Source organism: Pseudomonas sp. HLS-6 (assembly GCF_002753995.1).
GTDB lineage: Bacteria > Pseudomonadota > Gammaproteobacteria > Pseudomonadales > Pseudomonadaceae > Aquipseudomonas > Aquipseudomonas defluvii.
This window is the reverse complement of sequence record NZ_CP024478.1, coordinates 3,982,876-4,008,296: the sequence shown is the minus strand read 5'-3', so window position 1 is coordinate 4,008,296 and position 25,421 is coordinate 3,982,876. Positions and strand designations below refer to the sequence as shown.

The following is a 25,421-nucleotide window of genomic DNA, read 5'->3' as shown; positions in this document are numbered from 1 at the left end:
GAGTTTGATCATGCGTGCTTATGTCCGTGTTGCCGTGACCTTGTGTCTGGTCGTTGTCGCGGTGTTTGCCGGGCTTGAATTGTGGCGTTACTACATGCTGACACCCTGGACCCGTGACGCAAAGATTCGTGCCGATGTAGTCATCATCGCCCCGGACGTTTCCGGGTGGGTGCGAGAACTCAAGGCCCATGACAACCAGGCGGTCAAGGCGGGTGATCTGCTGATGTCGATTGATCGGGACCGCTTCGAGGCGGCACTTGAAAAGGCCAATGCGGTCGCCGAAACCCGCCAGCATCAACTGCGCTTGCGCGAGCAGGAAGCTTCACGTCGTGCGGCACTGGGGCCGCAAGCGATCAGTGCCGAGTTGCGCGAAAATGCCCAGATCATTGCTGCTGTTGCTCGTGGTGAACTGCGTGAAGCCCGGGCGGAGGTAAAGGCTGCCGCGTTGAACCTGGCGCGTAGCGACGTTCGGGCGCCCCGCAGCGGGCACATCACCAACCTGCGGCTGGCTGAAGGTAACTACGTCAACGCCGGCCAACCGGTAATGGCACTGGTGGATGATTCGACCTTCTATGTCCAGGCCTACTTCGAAGAAACCAAACTGCCGCGCATCAAGGTCGGAGCGCCGGTGAAAGTCTGGCTGATGAGCGCTGGTGAGCCAATGCAAGGCCATGTCGAGAGCATCACTCGCGGCATTACTGACCGCAACGCTACCCCCGACAGCCAGTTACTGGCCGAAGTCGAGCCTACCTTCAACTGGGTGCGTCTGGCCCAGCGCATTCCGGTGCGGATCAAGCTCGATCAGGCTCCCAAGGACGTCATCCTGAGTGCCGGCATGACTGCCAGCGTTCAGGTTCAGGAGAACTGAAGTTTCAGTGCTATGGGGGAGTGGAGGGTGACACGCCCTTACCCGGAATACAGAGCATCAAAAACCTTTTCCGACGCAGGCTTATTTCCATTAGGCTAAGTCGCTTCAATTCCCCAGCAGAGGGAACCTCGGTGTTTTTTCCGTTGCCAGGCGTGCCATTCCTTTTCTGTATCAGTGAGGTTGGACATGCACATCACGTCCCAGGACATTTGCGCCGCAGCCGATCAGCTCAAGGGCTTCGTCGGTTTCAATCGTAAGCTCGATAAGCACATCGTGCGATTCAGCGAGGACTCATTTGGCATGGACGTGGCTGAAGACAGCATCACGCCCAGCAGTGAGTTCGTCTGGAGGCGCAGCAGCGATGAGGTCATGACACTGGGTCGTGATCTCATCGAGGTGTTGTTGGCGCAGAACATCGACGAGCGGCTAAACATCAGTGAGCCTCTACGGGTCTATCTGCGGCGTAACGATCTTCCAGAGATCTCGGCGCGGCGCCGCATAGTGGCTTGAGTGTTCTGCCAAGGACAATGAACGCGTCTATAACCGCCAGCGATCAGGTCAATACGCACGGGGAGATGCCGCGGGCCTCAGGCTAGGCTAACGCTGGCGTATGTCGTGCAGCGGCGAAGCTGACTTGATTGCGGCCGTTGTTCTTGGCGCTGTAAAGCGCTTTGTCGGCTTCATCGAGCCAGCTCACTGGGTCGTCGAATGTTTCGTGGCAAAGGGCCAGGCCAATGCTCAGGGTGATGCGCAGATCGGGTAGCTGCTCGTTGCGGTAGGCACTGATTTTTTCGCGCAGGCGTTCCATGATCTGAACGGCTTGCTCTATGTCGATGTTTGGCAGGATCACGCAGAACTCATCGCCCCCATAGCGCCCGGCCAGGTCGTCTTCACGCAGGTTTTTCTTTATCTCGGTGCCCAACTGGCGCAATACACAGTCACCGACGACATGACCGTACGTGTCATTGATACGCTTGAAGTGATCAATGTCGATAATGGCAATAACTGCTTGCCGACAGTCCTGCTGGCATCTCTGAAACTTGAGCTGTAGGGCGTCTTTCCACGAACCATGGTTGAGCAGGCCGGTCAGGCTGTCGGTGCGGCTCAAGGTACTCAAGGCACGCTTGTGTTCGGCTAGCTTGATTGCCAACTGGTAGCAGACGCCTCCCACTGCCAGCGGGTAAAGGGTGAGCATCGGCAGGCAGGCATAGATCTGCAGTGAGGTGCTGTGCAACTGAAGGCCGGGGCCGAACAGGGCAATAGACACGGCCATGCCCGTACCTTGAGCCAGCAGCCCTGACAGGCACAGACGCTTGCCGCCAGCGGCCACATTGTTCATCGTCATCATCGAAAGGATGGTTACGCTGGGCAGCGGGTTGAATTGCATGGTTGCGGCCCAGAATCCACCCATCAACGAGTCGACCAACAGGTTTCGGCGTTCAGCGTCGTAGGGTGTTCTGGATCTCAATGCGATTCGATAAGCAATGTGCGGCCAAGCCAGGCCGTTGATAAACAGCAGCACCCAGACCCATGGCGCAACGGAAACACTGCCCAGTGCTGCCCAGACACTGAACAGGCCGATCCCCAGGCCGATGATGCGTGGCAGATAGATTCGCCTGACAAATGATGTCCCTTTCCCGTGTTGGTGTTCCGTCATAGTCGTCGATCTTTTTTGGGGCGCCGTTTATCGCATAATTTGCATGAATATTGTTGAGTATTCGGTTGCGATTGCGGAGTGGCTTTACAGGCCATTTCACGGTTGCTACGGGTAGCAACACAAAGTAATGGCCTTTTGATGCGGAGGGCGCGCTACTCGCTGCTCTCACTGGCATCGGCCTGAGCCCAATTGGCACGCCACAACTGGTTCAATGCCTGGTCGACGGGAGTGGTGAACACGCCCGCGTTACCTGCAATGTAGCCGGCTTTCCAGAACGCGTAGCCTTGGGTGAAGTCCGGTACGGGCCCTTTACCTTTTAGTGACGTAACGCTCGCCTCAATGGCCGACCTGGCGAAGGGCATGTGTGGCATTGCACTGTAGCTACCCTGAGCGCGGGCGTTCGGCATTTGGAACCCATCGACGCGAACATGCAGCACGTCGCCCATGTCGGGGTAGTGTTCGACCTTGAGAATGGTCAGGGTTGAAGCCTGTTCGTTGGGCCGGGTTTTATAAGACCAGATTTGGCCGGGTTGAAAGTCTTGAGCCAGAACACTGCTGGAAAGCAGCAAGGCGGCGAGAGCGACGTGCGGGTAGCGCATGACAAATCCTTTTGAGCATGAAAAACAGAAGTAAATCGCAATGCTTATCGGCACGAAGTTGATTGACTGTAATCAGCGTCGACACTGATGGCACCGACGCACGTGTTGCATTGCTATAGTGTGTTTCAAACCTCGACGTTCCGGGATGACGCTATGTATGCCGCCTATCTGCAGCCTTTGAATGACCGTGAACTGGGTAGGCTGGATGACCTCCTGCTCAAGTACGGCAACGACGATGCAATACAGACCCTGTCCGAACTGGATGGCCTGTTCGTTGCGTTGGCTAGCTCGCCAAGTGCATTGATGCCAAGCCAATGGCTGCCTGAAATCAGTGGTGGGCGAAAGGTGAAGTTCAAAAAGGAGGCCGAGGGAGAGGCTTACTACGCGCTGTTGCTGCGACATATGAACAGTATCGAGCAAAGCCTGCAGGATGCTACCGACCGGTTTGAACCGCCTTTCCTGGGCTGCAGCGAGGGAATAGGTGTCGCAGACATGATTGAAGACTGGTGTTTCGGTTACATGCGCGGGGTTCAGCTTGCGCAATGGCCAGAGCTACCGATAGAGCAGGCAGTCCACCTGGCCGCTATTGAACTGCACGGCCTGGAAGAAAACCTCTCCAAAGTAGAAGCGCTGACTAAAGAAGAGCATAGCGCGTCGATCGAACCCATTGTTGTCGCCGCTCGCGCCTTGAATTGCTATTTTCTGGCGCAGCGCGCTCCAGAAGACGGCGCCTCGTAGCCGATCTGATTAACCCCTTCAACGGCGGGGCGGCTTTGTTGTCACGGCTGTTGCCGGATAGGAAAGGTCGGGCTTTCCAGATAGCTATATAAGTAGCGATTCTTCTTTTTGCGGCGTTTCCAGTATTAGTGCTTGACGCCCCGTTTCATCTCTCTATAATGCGCACCTCTTCCGGCGCAGTCGAAACGGAAAACTCCTTGGTAATCAATGAGTTAGATGTTTAACGAGGGTGCTGGAAGTGCTTCGGTCGAATAGATCGGCAGCGGTGAAAAAAGGTGGTTGACAGCGAGTTGAAACGCTGTAGAATTCGCCTCCCGCTAACGAGAGATCGAAGCGAGTCAAGTGGTTGAAGTTGAACGGAAAATTCTGAAAAACTTCAAAATAAACGCTTGACAGAGACAGAGGAAAGCGTAGAATGCGCGCCTCGGTTGAGACGAAAAGCTCTTAACCAACCGCTCTTTAACAATCGAATCAAGCAATTCGTGTGGGTGCTTGTGAGATCAGACTGATAGTCAAAAAGATTATCAGCATCACAAGTGACTACACGAGAAATCGAAATAGTCATTTGAGATTGCTGAGCCAAGTTTAGGGTTTTCTCAAAACCCAAGCAGTATTGAACTGAAGAGTTTGATCATGGCTCAGATTGAACGCTGGCGGCAGGCCTAACACATGCAAGTCGAGCGGATGACGGGAGCTTGCTCCTTGATTCAGCGGCGGACGGGTGAGTAATACCTAGGAATCTGCCTGGTAGTGGGGGGCAACGTTTCGAAAGGAACGCTAATACCGCATACGTCCTACGGGAGAAAGCAGGGGACCTTCGGGCCTTGCGCTATCAGATGAGCCTAGGTCGGATTAGCTAGTTGGTGAGGTAATGGCTCACCAAGGCGACGATCCGTAACTGGTCTGAGAGGATGATCAGTCACACTGGAACTGAGACACGGTCCAGACTCCTACGGGAGGCAGCAGTGGGGAATATTGGACAATGGGCGAAAGCCTGATCCAGCCATGCCGCGTGTGTGAAGAAGGTCTTCGGATTGTAAAGCACTTTAAGTTGGGAGGAAGGGCAGTAAGCTAATACCTTGCTGTTTTGACGTTACCGACAGAATAAGCACCGGCTAACTCTGTGCCAGCAGCCGCGGTAATACAGAGGGTGCAAGCGTTAATCGGAATTACTGGGCGTAAAGCGCGCGTAGGTGGTTCGTTAAGTTGGATGTGAAATCCCCGGGCTCAACCTGGGAACTGCATCCAAAACTGGCGAGCTAGAGTAGGGCAGAGGGTGGTGGAATTTCCTGTGTAGCGGTGAAATGCGTAGATATAGGAAGGAACACCAGTGGCGAAGGCGACCACCTGGGCTCATACTGACACTGAGGTGCGAAAGCGTGGGGAGCAAACAGGATTAGATACCCTGGTAGTCCACGCCGTAAACGATGTCAACTAGCCGTTGGAATCCTTGAGATTTTAGTGGCGCAGCTAACGCATTAAGTTGACCGCCTGGGGAGTACGGCCGCAAGGTTAAAACTCAAATGAATTGACGGGGGCCCGCACAAGCGGTGGAGCATGTGGTTTAATTCGAAGCAACGCGAAGAACCTTACCAGGCCTTGACATCCAATGAACTTTCCAGAGATGGATTGGTGCCTTCGGGAACATTGAGACAGGTGCTGCATGGCTGTCGTCAGCTCGTGTCGTGAGATGTTGGGTTAAGTCCCGTAACGAGCGCAACCCTTGTCCTTAGTTACCAGCACGTTATGGTGGGCACTCTAAGGAGACTGCCGGTGACAAACCGGAGGAAGGTGGGGATGACGTCAAGTCATCATGGCCCTTACGGCCTGGGCTACACACGTGCTACAATGGTCGGTACAGAGGGTTGCCAAGCCGCGAGGTCGAGCTAATCTCACAAAACCGATCGTAGTCCGGATCGCAGTCTGCAACTCGACTGCGTGAAGTCGGAATCGCTAGTAATCGCGAATCAGAATGTCGCGGTGAATACGTTCCCGGGCCTTGTACACACCGCCCGTCACACCATGGGAGTGGGTTGCACCAGAAGTAGCTAGTCTAACCTTCGGGAGGACGGTTACCACGGTGTGATTCATGACTGGGGTGAAGTCGTAACAAGGTAGCCGTAGGGGAACCTGCGGCTGGATCACCTCCTTAATCGACGACATCAGCTGCTTCATAAGCTCCCACACGAATTGCTTGATTCATTGAAGAAGACGATTAGGTTAGCAACCTTCGATTGGGTCTGTAGCTCAGTTGGTTAGAGCGCACCCCTGATAAGGGTGAGGTCGGCAGTTCGAATCTGCCCAGACCCACCAATTGCTGGGGCCATAGCTCAGCTGGGAGAGCGCCTGCCTTGCACGCAGGAGGTCAGCGGTTCGATCCCGCTTGGCTCCACCACCCCTCTTGCTCAACCGTGTCAAAGCTTAGAAATGAGCATTCCATTGTGATGATGGTGAATGTTGATTTCTGAACTTTTTCAGAATCGTTCTTTAAAAATTTGGGTATGTGATAGAAATAGACTGAATAGCACTTTCACTGGTGTTTATTCAGGCTAAGGTAAAATTTGTGAGTGTCTCTTAAGTTTTAAGAGTATTGCGAATTTTCGGCGAATGTCGTCTTCACAGTATAACCAGATTGCTTGGGGTTATATGGTCAAGTGAAGAAGCGCATACGGTGGATGCCTTGGCAGTCAGAGGCGATGAAAGACGTGGTAGCCTGCGATAAGCTTCGGGGAGTCGGCAAACAGACTTTGATCCGGAGATCTCTGAATGGGGGAACCCACCTAGGATAACCTAGGTATCTTGTACTGAATACATAGGTGCAAGAGGCGAACCAGGGGAACTGAAACATCTAAGTACCCTGAGGAAAAGAAATCAACCGAGATTCCCTTAGTAGTGGCGAGCGAACGGGGACTAGCCCTTAAGTTGATTTGAGATTAGCGGAACGCTCTGGAAAGTGCGGCCATAGTGGGTGATAGCCCTGTACGCGAAAATCTCTTATCAATGAAATCGAGTAGGACGGAGCACGAGAAACTTTGTCTGAATATGGGGGGACCATCCTCCAAGGCTAAATACTACTGACTGACCGATAGTGAACTAGTACCGTGAGGGAAAGGCGAAAAGAACCCCGGAGAGGGGAGTGAAATAGATCCTGAAACCGTATGCGTACAAGCAGTGGGAGCCTACTTTGTTAGGTGACTGCGTACCTTTTGTATAATGGGTCAGCGACTTATATTCAGTGGCGAGCTTAACCGAATAGGGGAGGCGTAGCGAAAGCGAGTCTTAATAGGGCGTTTAGTCGCTGGGTATAGACCCGAAACCGGGCGATCTATCCATGGGCAGGTTGAAGGTTAGGTAACACTGACTGGAGGACCGAACCGACTACCGTTGAAAAGTTAGCGGATGACCTGTGGATCGGAGTGAAAGGCTAATCAAGCTCGGAGATAGCTGGTTCTCCTCGAAAGCTATTTAGGTAGCGCCTCATGTATCACTGTAGGGGGTAGAGCACTGTTTCGGCTAGGGGGTCATCCCGACTTACCAAACCGATGCAAACTCCGAATACCTACAAGTGCCGAGCATGGGAGACACACGGCGGGTGCTAACGTCCGTCGTGAAAAGGGAAACAACCCAGACCGTCAGCTAAGGTCCCAAAGTCATGGTTAAGTGGGAAACGATGTGGGAAGGCTTAGACAGCTAGGAGGTTGGCTTAGAAGCAGCCACCCTTTAAAGAAAGCGTAATAGCTCACTAGTCGAGTCGGCCTGCGCGGAAGATGTAACGGGGCTCAAACCATGCACCGAAGCTACGGGTATCACTTAGGTGATGCGGTAGAGGAGCGTTCTGTAAGCCTGTGAAGGTGAGTTGAGAAGCTTGCTGGAGGTATCAGAAGTGCGAATGCTGACATGAGTAACGACAATGGGAGTGAAAAACTCCCACGCCGAAAGACCAAGGTTTCCTGCGCAACGTTAATCGACGCAGGGTTAGTCGGTCCCTAAGGCGAGGCTGAAAAGCGTAGTCGATGGAAAACAGGTTAATATTCCTGTACTTCTGGTTATTGCGATGGAGGGACGGAGAAGGCTAGGCCAGCTTGGCGTTGGTTGTCCAAGTTTAAGGTGGTAGGCTGAGATCTTAGGTAAATCCGGGATCTTAAGGCCGAGAGCTGATGACGAGTGCTCTTTAGAGCGCGAAGTGGTTGATGCCATGCTTCCAAGAAAAGCTTCTAAGCTTCAGATAACCAGGAACCGTACCCCAAACCGACACAGGTGGTTGGGTAGAGAATACCAAGGCGCTTGAGAGAACTCGGGTGAAGGAACTAGGCAAAATGGCACCGTAACTTCGGGAGAAGGTGCGCCGGTGAGGGTGAAGGACTTGCTCCGTAAGCCCATGCCGGTCGAAGATACCAGGCCGCTGCGACTGTTTATTAAAAACACAGCACTCTGCAAACACGAAAGTGGACGTATAGGGTGTGACGCCTGCCCGGTGCCGGAAGGTTAATTGATGGGGTTAGCTAACGCGAAGCTCTTGATCGAAGCCCCGGTAAACGGCGGCCGTAACTATAACGGTCCTAAGGTAGCGAAATTCCTTGTCGGGTAAGTTCCGACCTGCACGAATGGCGTAACGATGGCGGCGCTGTCTCCACCCGAGACTCAGTGAAATTGAAATCGCTGTGAAGATGCAGTGTATCCGCGGCTAGACGGAAAGACCCCGTGAACCTTTACTATAGCTTTGCACTGGACTTTGAATTTGCTTGTGTAGGATAGGTGGGAGGCTTTGAAGCGTGGACGCCAGTTCGCGTGGAGCCATCCTTGAAATACCACCCTGGCAACTTTGAGGTTCTAACTCAGGTCCGTCATCCGGATCGAGGACAGTGTATGGTGGGTAGTTTGACTGGGGCGGTCTCCTCCTAAAGAGTAACGGAGGAGTACGAAGGTGCGCTCAGACCGGTCGGAAATCGGTCGTAGAGTATAAAGGCAAAAGCGCGCTTGACTGCGAGACAGACACGTCGAGCAGGTACGAAAGTAGGTCTTAGTGATCCGGTGGTTCTGTATGGAAGGGCCATCGCTCAACGGATAAAAGGTACTCCGGGGATAACAGGCTGATACCGCCCAAGAGTTCATATCGACGGCGGTGTTTGGCACCTCGATGTCGGCTCATCACATCCTGGGGCTGAAGCCGGTCCCAAGGGTATGGCTGTTCGCCATTTAAAGTGGTACGCGAGCTGGGTTTAGAACGTCGTGAGACAGTTCGGTCCCTATCTGCCGTGGACGTTTGAGATTTGAGAGGGGCTGCTCCTAGTACGAGAGGACCGGAGTGGACGAACCTCTGGTGTTCCGGTTGTCACGCCAGTGGCATTGCCGGGTAGCTATGTTCGGAAGAGATAACCGCTGAAAGCATCTAAGCGGGAAACTTGCCTCAAGATGAGATCTCACTGGAGCCTTGAGCTCCCTGAAGGGTCGTCGAAGACTACGACGTTGATAGGTTGGGTGTGTAAGTGCTGTGAGGCATTGAGCTAACCAATACTAATTGCCCGTGAGGCTTGACCATATAACACCCAAGCAATTTGCGTCGAAAGGCCAGATTGCGGTGTTGTGAAGACGAAACGAACCGAAAGTTTGCGACTCACAACTATCACATACCCGATTTGCTGGAGCGTCGAAAGACGGTCTGGTACACAGAATTTCTTGACGACCATAGAGCATTGGAACCACCTGATCCCATCCCGAACTCAGCAGTGAAACGATGCATCGCCGATGGTAGTGTGGGGTTTCCCCATGTGAGAGTAGGTCATCGTCAAGATTAAATTCCGAAACCCCTATCTGCACACGCAGGTAGGGGTTTTGTCTTTGTGGCGTTTTGGATGCCTGGCCGTAGCCAAGTTGCTTTTAAAGGAATGAGACATGGAAGTTGATCACCTTTTTATCTGCGTAACCAATCCTATCCAAAGCGCTGCCGCCTTAAGCGCCCTGGGTCTTATCGAAGGCACACCGAACGTTCACCCTGGGCAAGGGACCGCGAACCGCAGGTTCTTCTTCCAAAACACATTCATTGAGTTGTTGTACCTCACGGATGCCCAGGAAGCGCAAAGCCCATTAACGGCCCCCACACAGCTCTTCGAGCGCCTCAGCGCAACAGATAGCCAGGTATCACCCTTTGGCGTGTGCTTCAGGCCTACTACCGCAAACGAGGCGCTGCCTTTTCCCGCCTGGGAGTATCGCCCTGCTTACTTGCCAGCCAGCCTTAAAGTAGACGTAGGTCGAGCCCCTGTCTCTGAGCCCATGTGGTTCTTTCTGTCTTTTGCCAAACGCCCAGACCAGATGCCGCCCGAGCGAGCTCAGCCTATTGAGCATGCCAATGGCTTTCGCCAAATCACCGCAGTACGGGTCACAACAGCCAGCGGCGAAGCGTTCTCCGCAACGGCCTCTTGTGCAAATCAGCTGAGCGAATTTGAGATCATCCAGGGTAACGAGCACCTGATGGAGCTGGAGATCGACCACGGTGTTCAAGGGCAGACACGCGACTTGCGGCCCGGCTTGCCGCTGGTGATGAACTGGTAGTAAGCGTAGGCGTGCAGCCTTGCTGGCTAAAGTACTGTTTCTTCAAGAAGGGCTATTGCATTGACGCGTATTTTCTCGGGAAGCTGCCTGTGCGGCGCGGTGGCGTATCGAGTGTCGTCTCGCCCCAAAGCGGTATCTCACTGCCATTGCAGCCAGTGTCGAAAAGGGCATGGCGCGGCATTTGCCAGCTATGGCAGTGTGCCTCGAGCCGACCTGCACATCACCAAGGGTAGCGAGAGCCTCAAGGGCTACCAGTCCTCTGCAACCGTTGTGCGGCAGTTCTGTCGCCACTGTGGCTCGTCGTTGTTTTGGTCGACAAGTGAAGGTGAATTTTCCGGGTGGGTCTCAATAGCCCTGGGCTGCCTGGACACCTCTTTCACGCCTGGCCATCAAAAGCACCTGCATGTCGGAACCAAGGCCGCCTGGTATGAGATTCAAGATCACGGCCCGGAATCGGATTGACCGCTGCAGGTAAGCCTGCTGCAAAGCGTGTGTCTCTATCTCCTGCAATACAACAGTATTTCCAGGCACAAAAAAGGCCGCCTTTCGGCAGCCTTCTTGTGAACTCAAGCCAGCATCAATCCCAGCTCAAAGCCCCACCGGTCTGATACTCAATAACCCGGGTCTCAAAGAAGTTCTTCTCTTTCTTCAAGTCCATGATTTCACTCATCCATGGGAACGGGTTGGTGGTACCTGGGTACTCTTCCTTCAGGCCGATCTGCGACAGGCGGCGGTTGGCGATGAACTTCAGATAGTCTTCCATCATCGCTGCGTTCATGCCCAGTACACCGCGTGGCATGGTGTCACGGGCGTATTCGATTTCCAGCTGGGTGCCCTGCAGAATCATCTGCGTGGCTTCTTCCTTCATTTCGGCATCCCACAGGTGCGGGTTTTCGATCTTGATCTGGTTGATCACGTCGATACCGAAGTTCAGGTGCATGGATTCGTCACGCAGGATGTACTGGAACTGCTCGGCAACACCGGTCATCTTGTTGCGGCGGCCCATGGACAGGATCTGGGTGAAGCCGCAGTAGAAGAAGATGCCTTCGAGTACGCAGTAGTAGGCGATCAGGTTGCGCAGCAGTTCCTTGTCGGTCTCGACGGTGCCGGTATCGAATTCCGGGTCGGAGATCGAGCGGGTGTAGCGCAGGCCCCAGGCGGCCTTTTTCGCGACCGATGGGATCTCGTGGTACATGTTGAAGATTTCACCTTCATCCATGCCCAGCGATTCGATGCAGTACTGGTAGGCGTGTGTGTGGATCGCTTCTTCGAAGGCCTGGCGCAGGATGTACTGGCGGCACTCCGGGTTGGTGATCAGGCGATACACGGCCAGTGCCAGGTTGTTGGCAACCAGGGAGTCGGCGGTAGAGAAGAAGCCCAGGTTGCGCATGACGATGCGGCGCTCGTCGTCGGTCAGGCCTTCCGGGTTTTTCCAGAGGGCGATGTCCGCGGTCATGTTGACCTCTTGCGGCATCCAGTGGTTGGCGCAGCCGTCCAGGTACTTCTGCCAGGCCCAGTCGTATTTGAATGGAACCAGTTGGTTGAGGTCGGCGCGGCAGTTGATCATGCGCTTCTCATCAACGGCTACACGGGCTGCAGAGCCTTCCAGCTCGGCCAGGCCTTCGGCGATGTCGAGTTCATCCAGTGCCGCTTTGGCACGGATTACGGCAGCAGAGTCAGCTGCGGTGACGGCACGGGCCTCAAGGGCGGCGGCACCGCCAGCGCTGTCGAGTTTGTCGATACCGTTTTCAATCGATTGGGTAGCACCAGCGTTTTTAGCGGCGACTTCGCCGTCGTCTTTGTCGAATTCGTCCCAGCTCAGCATGGTGGGTCTCCTGCGTGAGGGCCATGTTCAGTATGGCCTGATGGATCTTGGGTTGCGTAGCTCGCGTCGGGTACAGCAGTGCACGCAAAACTTTTGAATGCTTGAGGGGGAGGCCCCTCTGGTGGGCTGGAGCGGGTGGTGCTCCAGGCCTTTGTATCTGGTGGCGAAGGGGGCTGCCTGGCAGCCCTTTCGCCGATAAGGCCGACTCCTGTCGGAGCCGGCCGTGCGCACCTTATTGGCAGGCTTCGCAGTCAGGTTCGTCGATCGCGCAGGCCTTAGGCACGGGTGCAGGCGCCGGGGCGGTTTGCACCGGGGCGCTGTCGCCACCGCTGGACACGGCGTTGAGCTTGCCGGTGTTGATGGTCGATTTCTCGGTGCTGGTCGCGGCCAGGGCACGGAGGTAGTAGGTGGTTTTCAGACCACGGTACCAGGCCATGCGGTAGGTGACGTCCAGTTTCTTGCCCGAGGCGCCGGCGATGTACAGGTTCAGCGACTGAGCCTGGTCGATCCACTTCTGGCGACGGCTGGCAGCGTCGACGATCCACTTGGTTTCCACTTCGAAGGCAGTCGCGTAGAGCTCCTTGAGTTCTTGCGGGATGCGCTCGATCTGCTGAACCGAACCGTCGTAGTACTTCAGGTCGTTGATCATGACCGCGTCCCACAGGCCGCGAGCCTTCAGGTCGTGAACCAGGTACGGGTTGATCACGGTGAACTCGCCCGACAGGTTCGATTTCACGTACAGGTTCTGGTAGGTCGGCTCGATGGACTGCGATACGCCGGTGATGTTGGCGATGGTCGCGGTCGGCGCGATGGCCATGATGTTCGAGTTACGAATACCTTTCTGAACGCGTGCGCGAACCGGTGCCCAGTCCAGGGTCTCGTTCAGGTCGACGTCGATGTACTTCTGGCCACGGGCTTCGATCAGGATCTGTTGGGAATCCAGCGGCAGGATGCCTTTGGACCACAGCGAGCCCTGGAAGGTCTCGTAGGCGCCACGTTCGTCGGCCAGGTCACAGGAGGCCTGGATGGCGAAGTAGCTGACCGCTTCCATGGAGCGGTCGGCGAACTCGACTGCTGCGTCCGAACCATAAGGAATGTGCTGCAGGTACAGCGCGTCCTGGAAGCCCATGATGCCCAGACCGACCGGGCGGTGCTTCATGTTCGAGTTGCGCGCCTGCGGTACCGAGTAGTAGTTGATGTCGATCACGTTGTCGAGCATGCGCACAGCGGTGTTGATGGTGCGCTGCAGCTTGGCGGTGTCCAGCTTGCCGTCGACGATGTGGTTCGGCAGGTTGATCGAGCCCAGGTTACATACCGCGATCTCGTCCTTGTTGGTGTTCAAGGTGATTTCGGTGCACAGGTTCGAGCTGTGGACCACGCCCACGTGCTGCTGAGGGCTGCGCAGGTTGCACGGGTCTTTGAAGGTCAACCATGGGTGACCGGTTTCGAACAGCATCGAGAGCATCTTGCGCCACAGGTCTTTGGCCTGGACGGTCTTGAATACCTTGATCTTGTTGTACTCGGTCAGCGCTTCGTAGTACTCGTAGCGCTCTTCGAAGGCCTTGCCGGTCAGGTCGTGCAGATCTGGCACTTCCGAAGGCGAGAACAGGGTCCACTTGCCGTCATCGAAGACGCGCTTCATGAACAGGTCAGGGATCCAGTTGGCGGTGTTCATGTCGTGGGTACGACGACGGTCATCACCGGTGTTCTTGCGCAGCTCGATGAATTCTTCGATGTCCAGGTGCCAGGTTTCCAGGTAGGCACAGACAGCGCCTTTGCGCTTGCCACCCTGGTTTACGGCAACGGCGGTGTCGTTGACCACTTTCAGGAACGGTACGACGCCCTGGGACTTGCCGTTGGTGCCCTTGATGTAGGAACCCAGCGCACGTACTGGCGTCCAGTCGTTGCCCAGGCCACCGGCGAATTTCGACAGCATGGCGTTGTCGTGGATCGCGTGGTAAATGCCCGAGAGGTCGTCCGGGACGGTGGTCAGGTAGCAGCTCGACAGCTGTGGACGCAGGGTGCCGGCGTTGAACAGGGTCGGGGTCGAGGCCATGTAGTCGAAGGACGACAACAGGTTGTAGAACTCGATCGCGCGGGCTTCTTTGTCTTTCTCTTCCAGCGCCAGGCCCATGGCCACACGCATGAAGAACACCTGTGGCAGTTCGAAGCGTACGCCATCCTTGTGGATGAAGTAACGGTCGTACAGGGTCTGCAGGCCCAGGTAGGTGAACTGCTGGTCGCGTTCGTGGTTGATCGCCTTGCCCAGTTTTTCCAGGTCGTAGTCGGCCATGGCTGGGTTGAGCAGTTCAAACTCCACACCTTTGGCGACATAGGCCGGCAAGGCCTTGGCGTACAGGTCGGCCATTTCGTGGTGGGTCGCGCTTTCGGCAACCTGCAGGAAGCCCAGGCCTTCGGCGCGCAGGGTGTCCATCAGCAGGCGAGCGGTCACGAAGGAGTAGTTCGGCTCACGCTCGACCAGGGTACGGGCGGTCATCACCAGAGCGGTGTTGACGTCCTTGATGGCCACGCCGTCGTACAGGTTCTTCAGGGTTTCACGCTGGATCAGTTCGCCATCGACTTCGGCCAGGCCTTCGCAGGCTTCCGAAATGATGGTGTTCAGGCGGTTCATGTCCAGAGGCGCCAGGCTGCCATCGGCCAGGGTGATACGGATGCTCGGGTGTGGCTCTACCGCTACGTCGTTGTTGCTGCGGGTGGCACGTTCCTTGGCGCGTTGGTCGCGATAGATCACGTAGTCGCGGGCCACTTTCTGTTCGCCAGCACGCATCAGGGCCAGTTCGACCTGATCCTGGATTTCTTCGATGTGGATGGTGCCGCCCGATGGCATGCGACGCTTGAAGGTCGCTGTCACTTGTTCGGTCAGGCGGGCAACGGTGTCGTGGATACGCGACGAGGCAGCAGCAGTGCCGCCTTCAACTGCAAGGAACGCCTTGGTGATGGCAACGGTGATCTTGTCATCGGTGTAGGCGACGACAGTACCGTTACGCTTGATCACACGCAGTTGGCCCGGAGCGGTGGCAGCCAGATCCTGGTTCGAATCAGCGGCCTGCGGCGCCTTGGCCTGCGGGTTCTCGCGAGTTGTGTCGGTTTGCATGGGGGTCTCCACGTTTTCTATGTTTGTTTAGGCACCGGGTAGGTGCCAACCGTTCCGTCCAAAAGCTCGACAACCGACCCGCAGGCATGCGCAAGGGCAGCGTGCGGGGCAGGGCTTACCTACTTCGGGACAGATCAGGAAAAAGGGGCAATCGCTCGCCGCTCCCTGGCCGAAGTCAAAGGTCTCGGGCCGGGGCCCAAAACTGTTGCTGTCGGATGTGCCTTTGTGTGCAACACCCGTACCCGAAACAAGCCCTCTGGTGAACTTGCAACGGTCGCCTCCGCAGGAGCGGTTTGGCTGCTGATTTCTTTCAAAGTTCAAGCAAAAAAAGCATTTTGCAAGGCTTGAGTTTAATGCTCGACTTGTGCTTGGGAATTATGTGAAAACCCAAGATATAGTGTTTTGTTTCGATAGGGATACAAGATAATGCGGTATCGGGGGTATTGCAAGGTGATGCTCTGTGGATAACTTGTGCGTATTTTGTGAGTGATTCCGGGCAACGCCTTGTAGGCCGCGTCTCACCGCCATTGTGCCGTTGGTCACTCTTTTTTTACGTTGGCGACGCCCCGAACACGGAATTTTGCGGGCGCGAACCCTATCACAAAAAGCCCCATTGTCCAGCGCTCCTGGCACGGCTTTTCAGTGCCGTTGGTGGCGGTTGGAATGTGTGGGTTCGCGTCGTAGTATCCGATGCCATTATTGCCCTTTGTTGACGGGCGGTCTTCCAAGAACAACAAGCCCAGCAGAGGTGTCCGTGGAGCAGCAGCGCAGTCAGGTGTTGATCGTCGAGGATGACCAGCGATTGGCCGACCTCACGGGTGAATACCTGCAGGCCAACGGCTTTGAGGTAGCGGTGGAGGGTGACGGGGCAAAGGCGGCCCAGCGCATCATTGATGAGCAGCCTGATCTGGTGATCCTTGACCTGATGTTGCCTGGCGAGGATGGCCTGAGCATCTGTCGCAAGGTACGCCCGCGCTATGCGGGGGTAATTCTGATGCTCACCGCACGTAGCGACGATCTTGATCAGGTGCAGGGGCTGGACCTGGGGGCCGACGACTATGTGGTCAAGCCCGTGCGTCCCCGCTTGTTGTTGGCCCGGATCAACGCTCTGTTGCGTCGCAGTGATGCCCCCAGTAGTGAGCACCAGGCATTGGTGTTCGGCCCGTTGCGGGTCGATAACACCCTGCGCGAGGCTTGGCTGCGGGGCGCGAGCATCGAGTTGACCAGCGCCGAGTTCGACCTGCTCTGGCTACTCGTGAGCAATGCCGGGCGTGTGTTGTCCCGCGAGGAGATCTTCACCTCGTTGCGAGGTGTGGGCTATGACGGCCAGGACCGTTCTATCGATGTGCGTATTTCACGCATTCGCCCCAAAATCGGTGACGATCCAATCCATCCGAAGATGATCAAGACCCTGCGCAGCAAAGGCTACCTGTTTGTAGCCGAGGCGGCCCAGGCCATGGGTCGTGAGGCATGAACTCGATTTTCCTGCGCATCTACGGCGGTATGCTGAGCGCTCTGGTGCTGGTGGCGATGCTCGGCGCCTTGAGCCTGCACCTGCTCAATGAGGTACGCGCGGATCAATACCGTGAGCGGCTTGCCCACGGTACCTTCACGCTGATGGCTGACAACCTGGTGCCGCTCAGTGAGGTGGAGCGTACGCGGGCGCTGGCGATCTGGGAGCGCTTGCTGGGCATTCCCTTGGCGTTGGAGTCCTTGGCCCACACCGGGCTCGATGGGCGTCAGCGCAGCTTGTTGCAGCGTGGCCAGGTACTGGTAGAGAAGACCGGGCCTCATGCGGCCAAGGTGATGCGTCAGGTTGGCGACAAGCCGTTTCTGCTCGTGGGTGAGGTCAAGCAGATCAGTGAGCAGTTGGCCCGCGCCACGATTTACCTGCTGGCGGATGAGTTGGTGCGTTATCCGGTTGCGGAGCAGCCTGGACGGCTTGCGCAATTGAAGGAAGCCAAGGGGTTTGGCTTTGACCTGCGCTTGCTTTCGATGACCAAGGCTGACCTGGATGACGACCAGCGTCGACGGGTCGAGGAGGGCGACACGGTGATGGCCCTTGGCAAGGACGGTGACTCGATTCGTGTATTTTCCGGCCTTGCCGGTACGCCCTGGGTGCTGGAGCTCGGCCCGCTGTATCAGATGAATGCCTACCCACCCCAGTTGCTGGCAGTGATTGCCGTGCTGGGCTTGTGCCTGATTGGTTTGATCGTCTATTTGCTGGTGCGTCAGCTGGAGCGTCGCCTGTCGACCCTGGAGTTTGCTGCCACACGCATCGCCCAGGGTAGCCTGGAAACCCGTGTGACGGCCGATGATGATGACTCGGTTGGACGCTTGGCTGCGGCTTTCAATGGCATGGCGGAGCATTTGCAACGGTCGTTGAGTATTCAGCGTGAGCTGGTGCGTGCCGTGTCCCATGAGCTGCGCACGCCAGTGGCCCGTTTACGTTTCGGCCTGGAGATGATCGCCGGGGCCAGCAACGATCAGGCTCGGGAAAAGTACCTGGAGGGCATGGATGGTGACATTCAGGACCTCGATAAACTGGTCGACGAGATGCTCACCTATGCCCGTCTGGAGCAGGGCTCACCGGCGTTGCATTTTCAGTTGATCGACCTGGATGCGCTGCTCGACCAGGTGATCGCAGAGCTGGCGCCATTGCGTCGCGAGGTGAGCGTGGTTCGCGGCCCCTGCCAGAGGGCCGAAGAGGCTGACGGCGCATGGGTGGAGGCGGAGCCACGCTACTTGCACCGGGCTTTGCAGAACCTGGTGAGCAACGCCATGCGCCATGCTGAGTCACAGGTCTGTCTGAGCTATCAATTAGGTGCCCAGCGCTGCCGGATTGATGTGGAAGATGATGGTCCTGGCATCCCCGAGCCTGCCTGGGACCGAATCTTTACCCCCTTTACTCGCCTCGACGACAGCCGCGCCCGGGCTTCCGGTGGGCACGGTCTGGGCTTGTCCATCGTACGCAGGATTATCTATTGGCATGCCGGGCGGGCCTCGGTCAGCCGTAGCGAGCGCCTGGGTGGGGCGTGTTTCAGCCTGAGTTGGCCGCGTAGCCAGGCCTCTGGTGCATCATGAAGCAGACCGTGACGCTGAGTGAGCTGCTACGTCCGGCGTACTTTCACAGGCTGCTGCTGGCGCTCTATGGGCCTGAGTTGATGCCAGCCCAGTTGCCTGTGCTGGTGTCGCAGTGGTCCAAGTACTATTTCGCGCTGTTCTGGCGCGAGGCCGTGTCAGCCCGGTGTGCTGGGCGAGGGCTGGCGCTGCCGAACAATGTCGGCGTGAGCCTGGACGATCGTGGTCTGCCGTTGGCGTTTGAGCCGCTGGCCGCAGGCAGCGATAGCTTGCAGGCCCTGTTGGAGCACCACCTGACGCCATTGGTCCAGCAACTGGCAGCCTTGGGCTCGGTGCCGGTTGCCGTGCTCTGGGGGAATGCTGGCGATTGCCTGGAGCAGTGCCTGCAGGCCCTGGAGGTCGACCTCGTTGAGGCGCGTGATCTACTGGATCGCCCTGGCGGCCCGTTGTTTGCGGCAGTCAGCTACGATGCGCACGGCCTGCGGCGTCGGCGAACCTGTTGCCTGAGTTACAAGGTGGCGTGGGTGGGGCACTGTACGCACTGCCCGCTCAACCCCTGACTCAGACGCTGATCAAGGTCAGGACCTGGTCATTCTGTATGCTGAACTGGCCTTCCAGCTCGTGGCCCTGGCGCCAGTCAGTGGACAGGTCTTTCAACAGGCGCAGGCGTGCATGGCCATCGGTGGACCACTCCAGCACCTCCGCGTGTTCAAAGTAGAAGCGCTGCTGCACGATAGGGTAGAGGGCCTTGAACAGGCTTTCCTTCAGGGAAAAGGTCAGGGTGACCGCCAAGGCAGCCAGGTCCGGGTCCATTCGGTGAAGTTCATCGGCTGTGAGGATCTCTGCGGCCAGGCGCTGAGCGCGTTCGTGGCTGAGCAGGGTTTCCTGATCCAGGCCAATGCCCGCGCACTGGTGACTAGGGGCAACCACCGCAGCGGCCCAGCCGTGGCTATGGGTGATGGATCCGCTGATATCGCTTGGCCAGATCGGCGCACGGTCTTCGCCGGTACCGGGGATGTACTCCCGACCATCCAGCGCTTGCAGTGCTGCACGGGCGCAGACCCGGCCAGCGAGGTACTCGGCCTGACGCTTGGCCACTGAGCGTTGCAGGCTGCTGGTGTGTTCTATACCCGCCAGGACGAAGTCATCGGCAGCCAGTTGAGCGGGGTCGAACGAGCAACTGACCAGTGCTGCGCCGGGTACTGCGCGAGGCAGAGGCCAGTGGTACTGGAGTGGTGCGCAGCAAGATGGGAGTCGTTTCATGGCCGTATTGTGCCGCGATCCATGGCGTCAGGCCAGCGCCCCTTCCAGCCCATCGTTTCTGCCAAAGCGCCGTCCCTCAGCACTTCAGTTCAGCGTAAACACCTTTTTCAAGAAAACCTGCAGGTCTGCCCAAGCGCTTTCGTCGGCGCTTTTGTTGTAGGCAATGTCTGGTCCGCCGTGCTCGCCGTGGCTGAGGCGGTCAGCATCCGGGTTGGTGAAGCCATGCTTGGCGCCCTGGATGCTCACGAATTCATAGGATGCACCGGCCGCATTCATCTCGTCCTTGAATTTATCCACCTGTTCTTGGGGGACCATGCTGTCTGCTGCACCGTGCTCCACCAGAATCCTGCTCTTTACGCTACCGGGTGTTGCCGGGTTGCTGGTTGCCAGCGGGCCATGGAAGCTGACGACCCCGAGCAGAGGCTCGCCTCGGCGGGCGGCATCGAGCACCACTTTTCCGCCGAAGCAGTAGCCGATGGCGGCAATTCGATTGTTGTCGGTTTGCGGTTGGATTTTTAACAGCTCTACACCGGCATCGAAGCGTTTGGCTGCCGCGTCAGGGTCTTTCATGGCCGCCTGCATGAAGGTCATGGCGTCTGCCGGGTGCTCGGTGTGCTTGCCATCGCCGTACATGTCGATGGCCAGTGCGCTGTAGCCTAGCCCCGCCAACTCGCGCGCACGGCGTTTGGCATAGTCATTCAGGCCCCACCACTCGTGCACCACCACCACCCCCGGGCGCTTTTCCTCGACGCTGTCGTCATAGGCGTAATAGCCAACCAGGCGCTTGCCGTCGGCATCCTGATAGGCAATTTCGCGGGTCTGTACAGCGGCCTGGGCCAGGCTTGTGGCGCCGATCAAGGCAAGTGCGAGCAGGTAACGCATGGCGGGTACTCCTCGTTTGAGTCGATCCATCGTGTTCAGCCGCTGTTTGGACAGCGCTCAGCGACGGTTCAGGATGTCCTGCTTACTCTAGCTTCCGCACTCCATCCTGCAACGGGTTGAGGGCGAACCCTGGCTGCGTGGGCGGATTACCGCCATTGGTTAGGTTTTTTCGCCGGTTGCGTGCGGAAATCCGCCAATGCGCAGCGTTTTTTATGCCACCTCCTAGTGCATGCAAGCCCCGAGAAACGGCGGTTCGCACCCAGAAAGCGCACGTTGGCATCGTGATTGCTAAATAGCCTTCAGAGTCCTGCCAGGCAGCTCGACAAAACAAATCCCTCCAGTGCAGGAGGGTTCGCGCTTTTGGTACCACCGCATCCTGGGAAGGATGATGGTCGGTACGCTTGAGGAATTAGCCATGACGACGCGTCAGCCGCTGTACAAATCGTTGTATGTCCAGGTGATCGTAGCGATCACCATCGGTATCCTGCTGGGTCACTTCTATCCTGAGACCGGTGTGGCGCTCAAGCCACTGGGTGACGGGTTCGTGAAGCTGATCAAGATGGTCATCGCCCCCATCATCTTCTGCACCGTGGTCAGCGGCATTGCGGGTATGCAGAACATGAAGTCGGTTGGCAAGACCGGCGGCTACGCGCTGTTGTACTTCGAGATTGTCTCCACCATCGCACTGATCATTGGCCTGGTTGTGGTCAACGTGGTCAAGCCGGGCGTTGGCATGCACATTGACGTGTCGACCCTGAACGCCAGCAGCATCGCGGCCTATGCCGCAGCGGGCGCACAGCAGACCACCGTTGGCTTCCTGCTCAACATCATCCCGAACACGGTCGTCGGTGCCTTCGCCAACGGCGACATCCTGCAAGTGCTGATGTTCTCGGTGATCTTCGGTTTCGCCCTGCATCGCCTGGGCGCTTATGGCAAGCCACTGCTGGAACTGATCGACCGCTTCGCCCATGTGATGTTCAACATCATCAACATGATCATGAAGCTGGCACCGGTCGGTGCGTTCGGTGCCATGGCCTTCACGATCGGCCAGTACGGCGTGGGCTCGCTGGTTCAACTGGGCCAGTTGATGGTCTGCTTCTACATCACCTGTGTGGTGTTCATTCTGGTGGTGCTTGGCGGTATCGCCCGTGCCCACGGCTTCAGCGTGGTCAAACTGATCCGCTACATCCGTGAGGAACTGATGATCGTGCTGGGTACTTCGTCTTCCGAGTCGGCCCTGCCACGCATGCTGATCAAGATGGAGCGCCTGGGTGCGAAGAAGTCGGTTGTCGGCCTGGTGATCCCAACCGGTTACTCGTTCAACCTTGACGGTACTTCGATCTACCTGACCATGGCTGCCGTGTTCATTGCTCAGGCCACCGACACCACCATGGACATCACGCACCAGATCACCCTGTTGCTGGTGCTGCTGGTTGCCTCTAAAGGTGCTGCTGGCGTGACCGGTAGCGGCTTCATCGTTCTGGCCGCTACCCTGTCGGCCGTTGGCCACCTGCCGGTTGCCGGTCTGGCGCTGATCCTGGGTATTGACCGCTTCATGTCCGAAGCCCGTGCCCTGACCAACCTGATTGGCAACGCCGTGGCGACAGTGGTGGTGGCCAAGTGGGTCAACGAACTGGACGAAGACAAGCTGCAGGCCGAGTTGGCCTCTGGTGGCACGTCGATCATCGACACTCGTCCAGTCGATGACCTGGGTGTGGCTGAAGGCGCTGCCCGCTAAGCATTCTGGGGTGTGCTCATCGCCGGCAAGGTCGGCTCCTCATGCAGGAGCCAGCCTTGCCGGCGATGTCGTTTATTCCACCCGTGTTTCCCCACTGAATACCAAGGTCTGCCGACAGCGTCTGCACAGGTAGCGCCGCCCTTGGCGTACCATGCCGTGGCGCTGGGCAGAGAAGGGGAAGTCGCTACCTGCACAGGGGCAGCGGTAGATGTAGCGGGTCATGCTGCGGCGCTTTATCGCGTAGTTGTGACAGCGATTCGGCGGCAGTTCGTAAACCCCGCGCATGATCAACTGCCACTCTTCGCCATGGGGCTGAATGCTGCCACCGAACAGTTGGTGGGCAACCAGGTGGGCCACTTCATGGGCGACAGTCTGTTTCAGGAAGTCTTCACGGTTTTCCATGTACAGCTGCAGGTTGAAGCGCAGCAGGTTCTCATGCAGATGTGCCACGCCGGCCTTCTGCCCACGCAGCTTGAAACTGACTTCGGGGCGCTGGAAGGGGCGTTTGAAAAAGGCTTCAGCCTGCTGGAAACAAATTTCGACGCGGGATTTGAGTTGCTCGGGCATATCGGGGAACACTCCTGACCGGCGATTATGCCGCAACCTGAGCATCACTGCCGAGACCGCCGGTCCATGCACGGCATCAGGCCGCCTTGCGGCGGCCTGAGGTTTGTTGCACCTATGTTGCTGTGTTTCTAGTTGGTATAGATGGGGCCCACGCCCAGTCCCCAGACGATTACCGTGAAGGCCATGATGGCTACCAGCACCACCAGTCCCACCGCCAACACTGAACTCGAAAACAGGAAGCCTTCGTCCGAGGGTATGTTCATGAAGGTCGGCAGGCCTACATAGAGCAGGTAGACCGTGTAGCAGATGGCTGCCGTACCGACAATCATCCCCAGCCACAGGTGTGGGTAAAGCGCCGCCAGACCCCCGACGAACAGTGGGGTGGCAGTGTAGGTTGCAAACGCGATGCATTGCGCCAGGCTGGGGTTGGCATCATAGGTGCGGGCCATCCAGTGGATGAACGCGCCCATGACGGCAACACCGCCAAGCATGGCCAGGTACGACATGATGCTCATCCAGAGCGCGCTTTCCATGGTCAGCATGACGGGCGCACGCTCGCCGATGACCCAGCCTACCTGGGTAGTGCCGATAAATGCCGATACGGCGGGAATTGCCGCCAGTATCAACGTGTGGGTCAAGTACATGTGGCTGATGCTTTCCTCTTCGCCACGAATCTCTCGCCATTCCTGATCGGGATGGGTAAACAGCCCCAGAACGTGATGGATCATGCCAGTCACTCCTTTCGTTGTTGCCATCGCCCCCCAGAGGAGCGCTTGCTGGCCCGAGGTTCGGGCCATACGACCAGGTCACATACACGGTGGCCCTATGTCGCAGTATAGGAAGGAGTTCGCTGCATAAAACCGGGTTTTTAGAGCAAATTGCGCTGTCAGACGACGGGTTAATCACGATGCAGTCTTTATCGGATTGGCCTACGCCGCCAGTCGGTTTATGCGTAAAATAGTCGGCTTTTGTCATACCTCGCGGATTCCAAGCGCTATGGGCACCCTTTCGGTCAATCAGAACAAACTGCAAAAACGCCTTCGCCGCCTCGCGGGTGAGGCTGTCACCGACTTCAACATGATCGAAGACGGTGACAAGGTCATGGTCTGCCTGTCGGGCGGCAAAGACAGCTACACCATGCTCGATGTTCTGCTGCACCTGCAGAAGGTGGCACCGATCAAGTTCGAGATCGTTGCGGTGAACATGGATCAGAAACAACCGGGGTTCCCCGAGGACGTACTGCCGGCCTACCTCAAGACTTTGGGTATCGAGTACCACATTGTCGAGAAGGACACTTACTCGGTGGTCAAGGAATTGATCCCGGAAGGCAAGACCACCTGCTCGCTGTGCTCGCGCCTGCGTCGTGGCACCCTGTACACCTTCGCTGACGAAATCGGCGCGACCAAGATGGCCCTGGGTCATCACCGTGATGACATTGTCGAGACATTCTTCCTCAACATGTTCTTCAATGGCACGCTCAAGGCCATGCCGCCAAAACTGCTGGCCGACGATGGCCGCAACGTGGTCATCCGGCCGTTGGCCTACTGCAGCGAGAAGGACATTCAGGCCTACTCGGACATGAAAGAATTCCCGATCATCCCGTGCAACCTCTGTGGTTCACAGGAAAACCTGCAGCGTCAGGTCGTCAAGGACATGCTTCAGGAGTGGGAACGCAAGTCGCCGGGGCGTACCGAGAGTATCTTCCGTGGCCTGCAGAACGTGGTGCCGTCACAACTGGCCGACCGCAACCTGTTCGATTTCGTCAATCTGCGCATCGACGACACCGCGACGCCGCGCTTCCTCGACGTGCTGAACATCTGACGAACCACTCGGCAAGGAACCGCCATGCGTGATTATCAATGGCTGCATGAGTACTGCCTGAACCGATTCGGCTCTGCCGCTGCGCTGGAGGCGTATCTGCCGGTGCCGCGCACCCCGGCGCAGTTGCGTGCGATCAGTGACGACCGTTATCTGTCGACCCTGGCCCTGCGCGTGTTTCGCGCCGGGCTCAAGCACAGCCTGGTGGATGCCAAGTGGCCGGCGTTTGAGCAGGTATTCTTCGGCTTCGACCCGGAAAAGGTCGTGCTGATGGGCGCTGAGCATCTGGAACGGTTGATGCAGGACACCCGCATCATCCGTCACCTGGGCAAGCTCAAGAGCGTGCCTCGCAATGCGCAGATGGTGCTGGATGTGGCAAAGGAGAGGGGTAGCTTTGGCGCCTTGATCGCCGACTGGCCAGTGACTGACATCGTCGGTTTGTGGAAGTACCTGGCCAAGCATGGCAACCAGCTTGGTGGCTTGTCGGCACCTCGTTTTCTGCGCATGGTCGGCAAGGATACGTTTATCCCTACCGACGACATGGTTGCGGCCCTTGTGGCTCAGGACATCATCGACAAGGCGCCGACCAGCCTGCGGGACCTGGCGCGGGTGCAGGCGGCGTTCAATCAGTGGCACGCCGAAAGCGGGCGGCCACTGTGTCAGCTCTCAGTGATGCTGGCGCATACCGTTAACCATTGAGGTCAAGGCGGGTGGGGGATCG

General features: G+C 57.2%; 19 protein-coding genes, 2 tRNA genes and 3 rRNA genes. 16 read left to right on the top strand and 8 right to left on the bottom strand.

Annotated elements, in window-relative coordinates; all coding sequences use genetic code 11:
• The first annotated feature begins 10 nt into the window (after positions 1-10).
• On the top strand, positions 11-868 hold the full coding sequence (locus tag CS390_RS18770; protein ID WP_099775584.1) for an efflux RND transporter periplasmic adaptor subunit: 858 nt from the start codon (positions 11-13) through the stop codon (positions 866-868).
• Positions 869-1,054: 186 nt separating this feature from the next.
• On the top strand, positions 1,055-1,378 hold the full coding sequence (locus CS390_RS18765) for a DUF2025 family protein (protein ID WP_065760565.1): 324 nt from the start codon (positions 1,055-1,057) through the stop codon (positions 1,376-1,378).
• A gap of 82 nt (positions 1,379-1,460) precedes the next feature.
• Here CS390_RS18765 and CS390_RS18760 read toward each other — a convergent pair whose 3' ends face one another.
• Both CS390_RS18760 and CS390_RS18755 read right to left on the bottom strand, forming a co-directional pair.
• Positions 1,461-2,525, bottom strand: coding sequence for a diguanylate cyclase (locus tag CS390_RS18760; RefSeq protein ID WP_099775583.1), 1,065 nt, complete (start codon positions 2,523-2,525; stop codon positions 1,461-1,463).
• A gap of 152 nt (positions 2,526-2,677) precedes the next feature.
• The gene (locus CS390_RS18755; protein ID WP_065760563.1) at positions 2,678-3,124 is read right to left on the bottom strand and encodes a hypothetical protein; all 447 of its coding nucleotides are present in this window, start codon (positions 3,122-3,124) and stop codon (positions 2,678-2,680) included.
• 87 nt (positions 3,125-3,211) lie between these two features.
• On the opposite strand from CS390_RS18755, the gene CS390_RS18750 reads away from it, so the two are divergent.
• From CS390_RS18750 to CS390_RS18710, 8 genes are all read left to right on the top strand, one after another.
• Positions 3,212-3,862: a UPF0149 family protein gene (locus CS390_RS18750; RefSeq protein ID WP_256587518.1), complete on the top strand. Its 651-nt coding sequence runs from the start codon at positions 3,212-3,214 to the stop codon at positions 3,860-3,862.
• Between the two features lie 615 nt (positions 3,863-4,477).
• Positions 4,478-6,014, top strand: a 16S ribosomal RNA gene (locus CS390_RS18740).
• 84 nt (positions 6,015-6,098) lie between these two features.
• Positions 6,099-6,175, top strand: a tRNA-Ile gene (locus CS390_RS18735).
• A gap of 6 nt (positions 6,176-6,181) precedes the next feature.
• A tRNA-Ala gene (locus CS390_RS18730) sits at positions 6,182-6,257 on the top strand.
• A gap of 253 nt (positions 6,258-6,510) precedes the next feature.
• A 23S ribosomal RNA gene (locus CS390_RS18725) occupies positions 6,511-9,401 on the top strand.
• Positions 9,402-9,537: 136 nt separating this feature from the next.
• Positions 9,538-9,653 (top strand): 5S ribosomal RNA (rrf, locus tag CS390_RS18720).
• The 16S, 23S and 5S rRNA genes sit together here with 2 tRNA genes alongside, the layout of an rRNA operon.
• Before the next feature lie 101 nt (positions 9,654-9,754).
• Positions 9,755-10,411 (top strand): VOC family protein, encoded by a 657-nt coding sequence (locus CS390_RS18715; RefSeq protein WP_099775581.1) that lies wholly within the window; start codon positions 9,755-9,757, stop codon positions 10,409-10,411.
• Positions 10,412-10,471: 60 nt separating this feature from the next.
• Entirely contained in the window at positions 10,472-10,873 is a 402-nt protein-coding gene (locus CS390_RS18710; protein ID WP_083199928.1) for a GFA family protein, read from the top strand.
• A 115-nt stretch (positions 10,874-10,988) separates the two neighbouring features.
• Here the strand turns inward: CS390_RS18710 and CS390_RS18705 are convergent, their stop codons facing one another.
• On the bottom strand, positions 10,989-12,236 hold the full coding sequence (locus CS390_RS18705; RefSeq protein ID WP_099775580.1) for a ribonucleotide-diphosphate reductase subunit beta: 1,248 nt from the start codon (positions 12,234-12,236) through the stop codon (positions 10,989-10,991).
• A 232-nt stretch (positions 12,237-12,468) separates the two neighbouring features.
• Positions 12,469-15,351 carry a ribonucleoside-diphosphate reductase subunit alpha gene (locus CS390_RS18700; protein WP_099775579.1) on the bottom strand — a complete coding sequence of 961 codons (2,883 nt, stop codon included), beginning with the start codon at positions 15,349-15,351 and terminating at the stop codon, positions 12,469-12,471.
• Positions 15,352-16,105: 754 nt separating this feature from the next.
• On the opposite strand from CS390_RS18700, the gene CS390_RS18690 reads away from it, so the two are divergent.
• The 3 genes from CS390_RS18690 to fhuF are packed head-to-tail and all read left to right on the top strand — an operon-like array spanning position 16,106 to position 18,992.
• Positions 16,106-16,825 (top strand): response regulator transcription factor, encoded by a 720-nt coding sequence (locus tag CS390_RS18690; protein ID WP_065761345.1) that lies wholly within the window; start codon positions 16,106-16,108, stop codon positions 16,823-16,825.
• On the top strand, positions 16,822-18,435 hold the full coding sequence (locus tag CS390_RS18685) for an ATP-binding protein (protein ID WP_099775578.1): 1,614 nt from the start codon (positions 16,822-16,824) through the stop codon (positions 18,433-18,435). Before CS390_RS18690 ends, CS390_RS18685 begins: the two co-directional genes overlap by 4 nt.
• The gene (gene fhuF, locus CS390_RS18680; RefSeq protein ID WP_099775577.1) at positions 18,432-18,992 is read left to right on the top strand and encodes a siderophore-iron reductase FhuF; all 561 of its coding nucleotides are present in this window, start codon (positions 18,432-18,434) and stop codon (positions 18,990-18,992) included. Before CS390_RS18685 ends, fhuF begins: the two co-directional genes overlap by 4 nt.
• A 1-nt stretch (position 18,993) precedes the next feature.
• On the opposite strand, the gene CS390_RS18675 is transcribed toward fhuF, so the two are convergent.
• Both CS390_RS18675 and CS390_RS18670 read right to left on the bottom strand, forming a co-directional pair.
• Positions 18,994-19,695 (bottom strand): 4'-phosphopantetheinyl transferase, encoded by a 702-nt coding sequence (locus tag CS390_RS18675; RefSeq protein ID WP_099775576.1) that lies wholly within the window; start codon positions 19,693-19,695, stop codon positions 18,994-18,996.
• An 84-nt stretch (positions 19,696-19,779) separates the two neighbouring features.
• Entirely contained in the window at positions 19,780-20,577 is a 798-nt protein-coding gene (locus CS390_RS18670) for a dienelactone hydrolase family protein (protein ID WP_099775575.1), read from the bottom strand.
• 415 nt (positions 20,578-20,992) lie between these two features.
• On the opposite strand from CS390_RS18670, the gene CS390_RS18665 reads away from it, so the two are divergent.
• Positions 20,993-22,315, top strand: a complete 1,323-nt coding sequence (locus CS390_RS18665; protein WP_099775574.1) for a dicarboxylate/amino acid:cation symporter — start codon at positions 20,993-20,995, stop codon at positions 22,313-22,315.
• A gap of 72 nt (positions 22,316-22,387) precedes the next feature.
• Here the strand turns inward: CS390_RS18665 and CS390_RS18660 are convergent, their stop codons facing one another.
• Together CS390_RS18660 and CS390_RS18655 are read right to left on the bottom strand one after the other, a co-directional pair.
• Positions 22,388-22,882, bottom strand: coding sequence for a SprT family zinc-dependent metalloprotease (locus CS390_RS18660; RefSeq protein ID WP_099775573.1), 495 nt, complete (start codon positions 22,880-22,882; stop codon positions 22,388-22,390).
• A 128-nt stretch (positions 22,883-23,010) separates the two neighbouring features.
• Entirely contained in the window at positions 23,011-23,610 is a 600-nt protein-coding gene (locus tag CS390_RS18655; protein ID WP_099775572.1) for a Yip1 family protein, read from the bottom strand.
• A gap of 268 nt (positions 23,611-23,878) precedes the next feature.
• Here CS390_RS18655 and ttcA point away from each other — a divergent pair, with 268 nt between their 5' ends.
• Complete coding sequence (ttcA, locus tag CS390_RS18650) at positions 23,879-24,703, top strand: tRNA 2-thiocytidine(32) synthetase TtcA (RefSeq protein WP_065761337.1); 825 nt, start codon at positions 23,879-23,881, stop codon at positions 24,701-24,703.
• 24 nt (positions 24,704-24,727) lie between these two features.
• Positions 24,728-25,399, top strand: coding sequence for a DNA-3-methyladenine glycosylase I (locus tag CS390_RS18645; RefSeq protein ID WP_099775571.1), 672 nt, complete (start codon positions 24,728-24,730; stop codon positions 25,397-25,399).
• Positions 25,400-25,421: the final 22 nt, after the last annotated feature.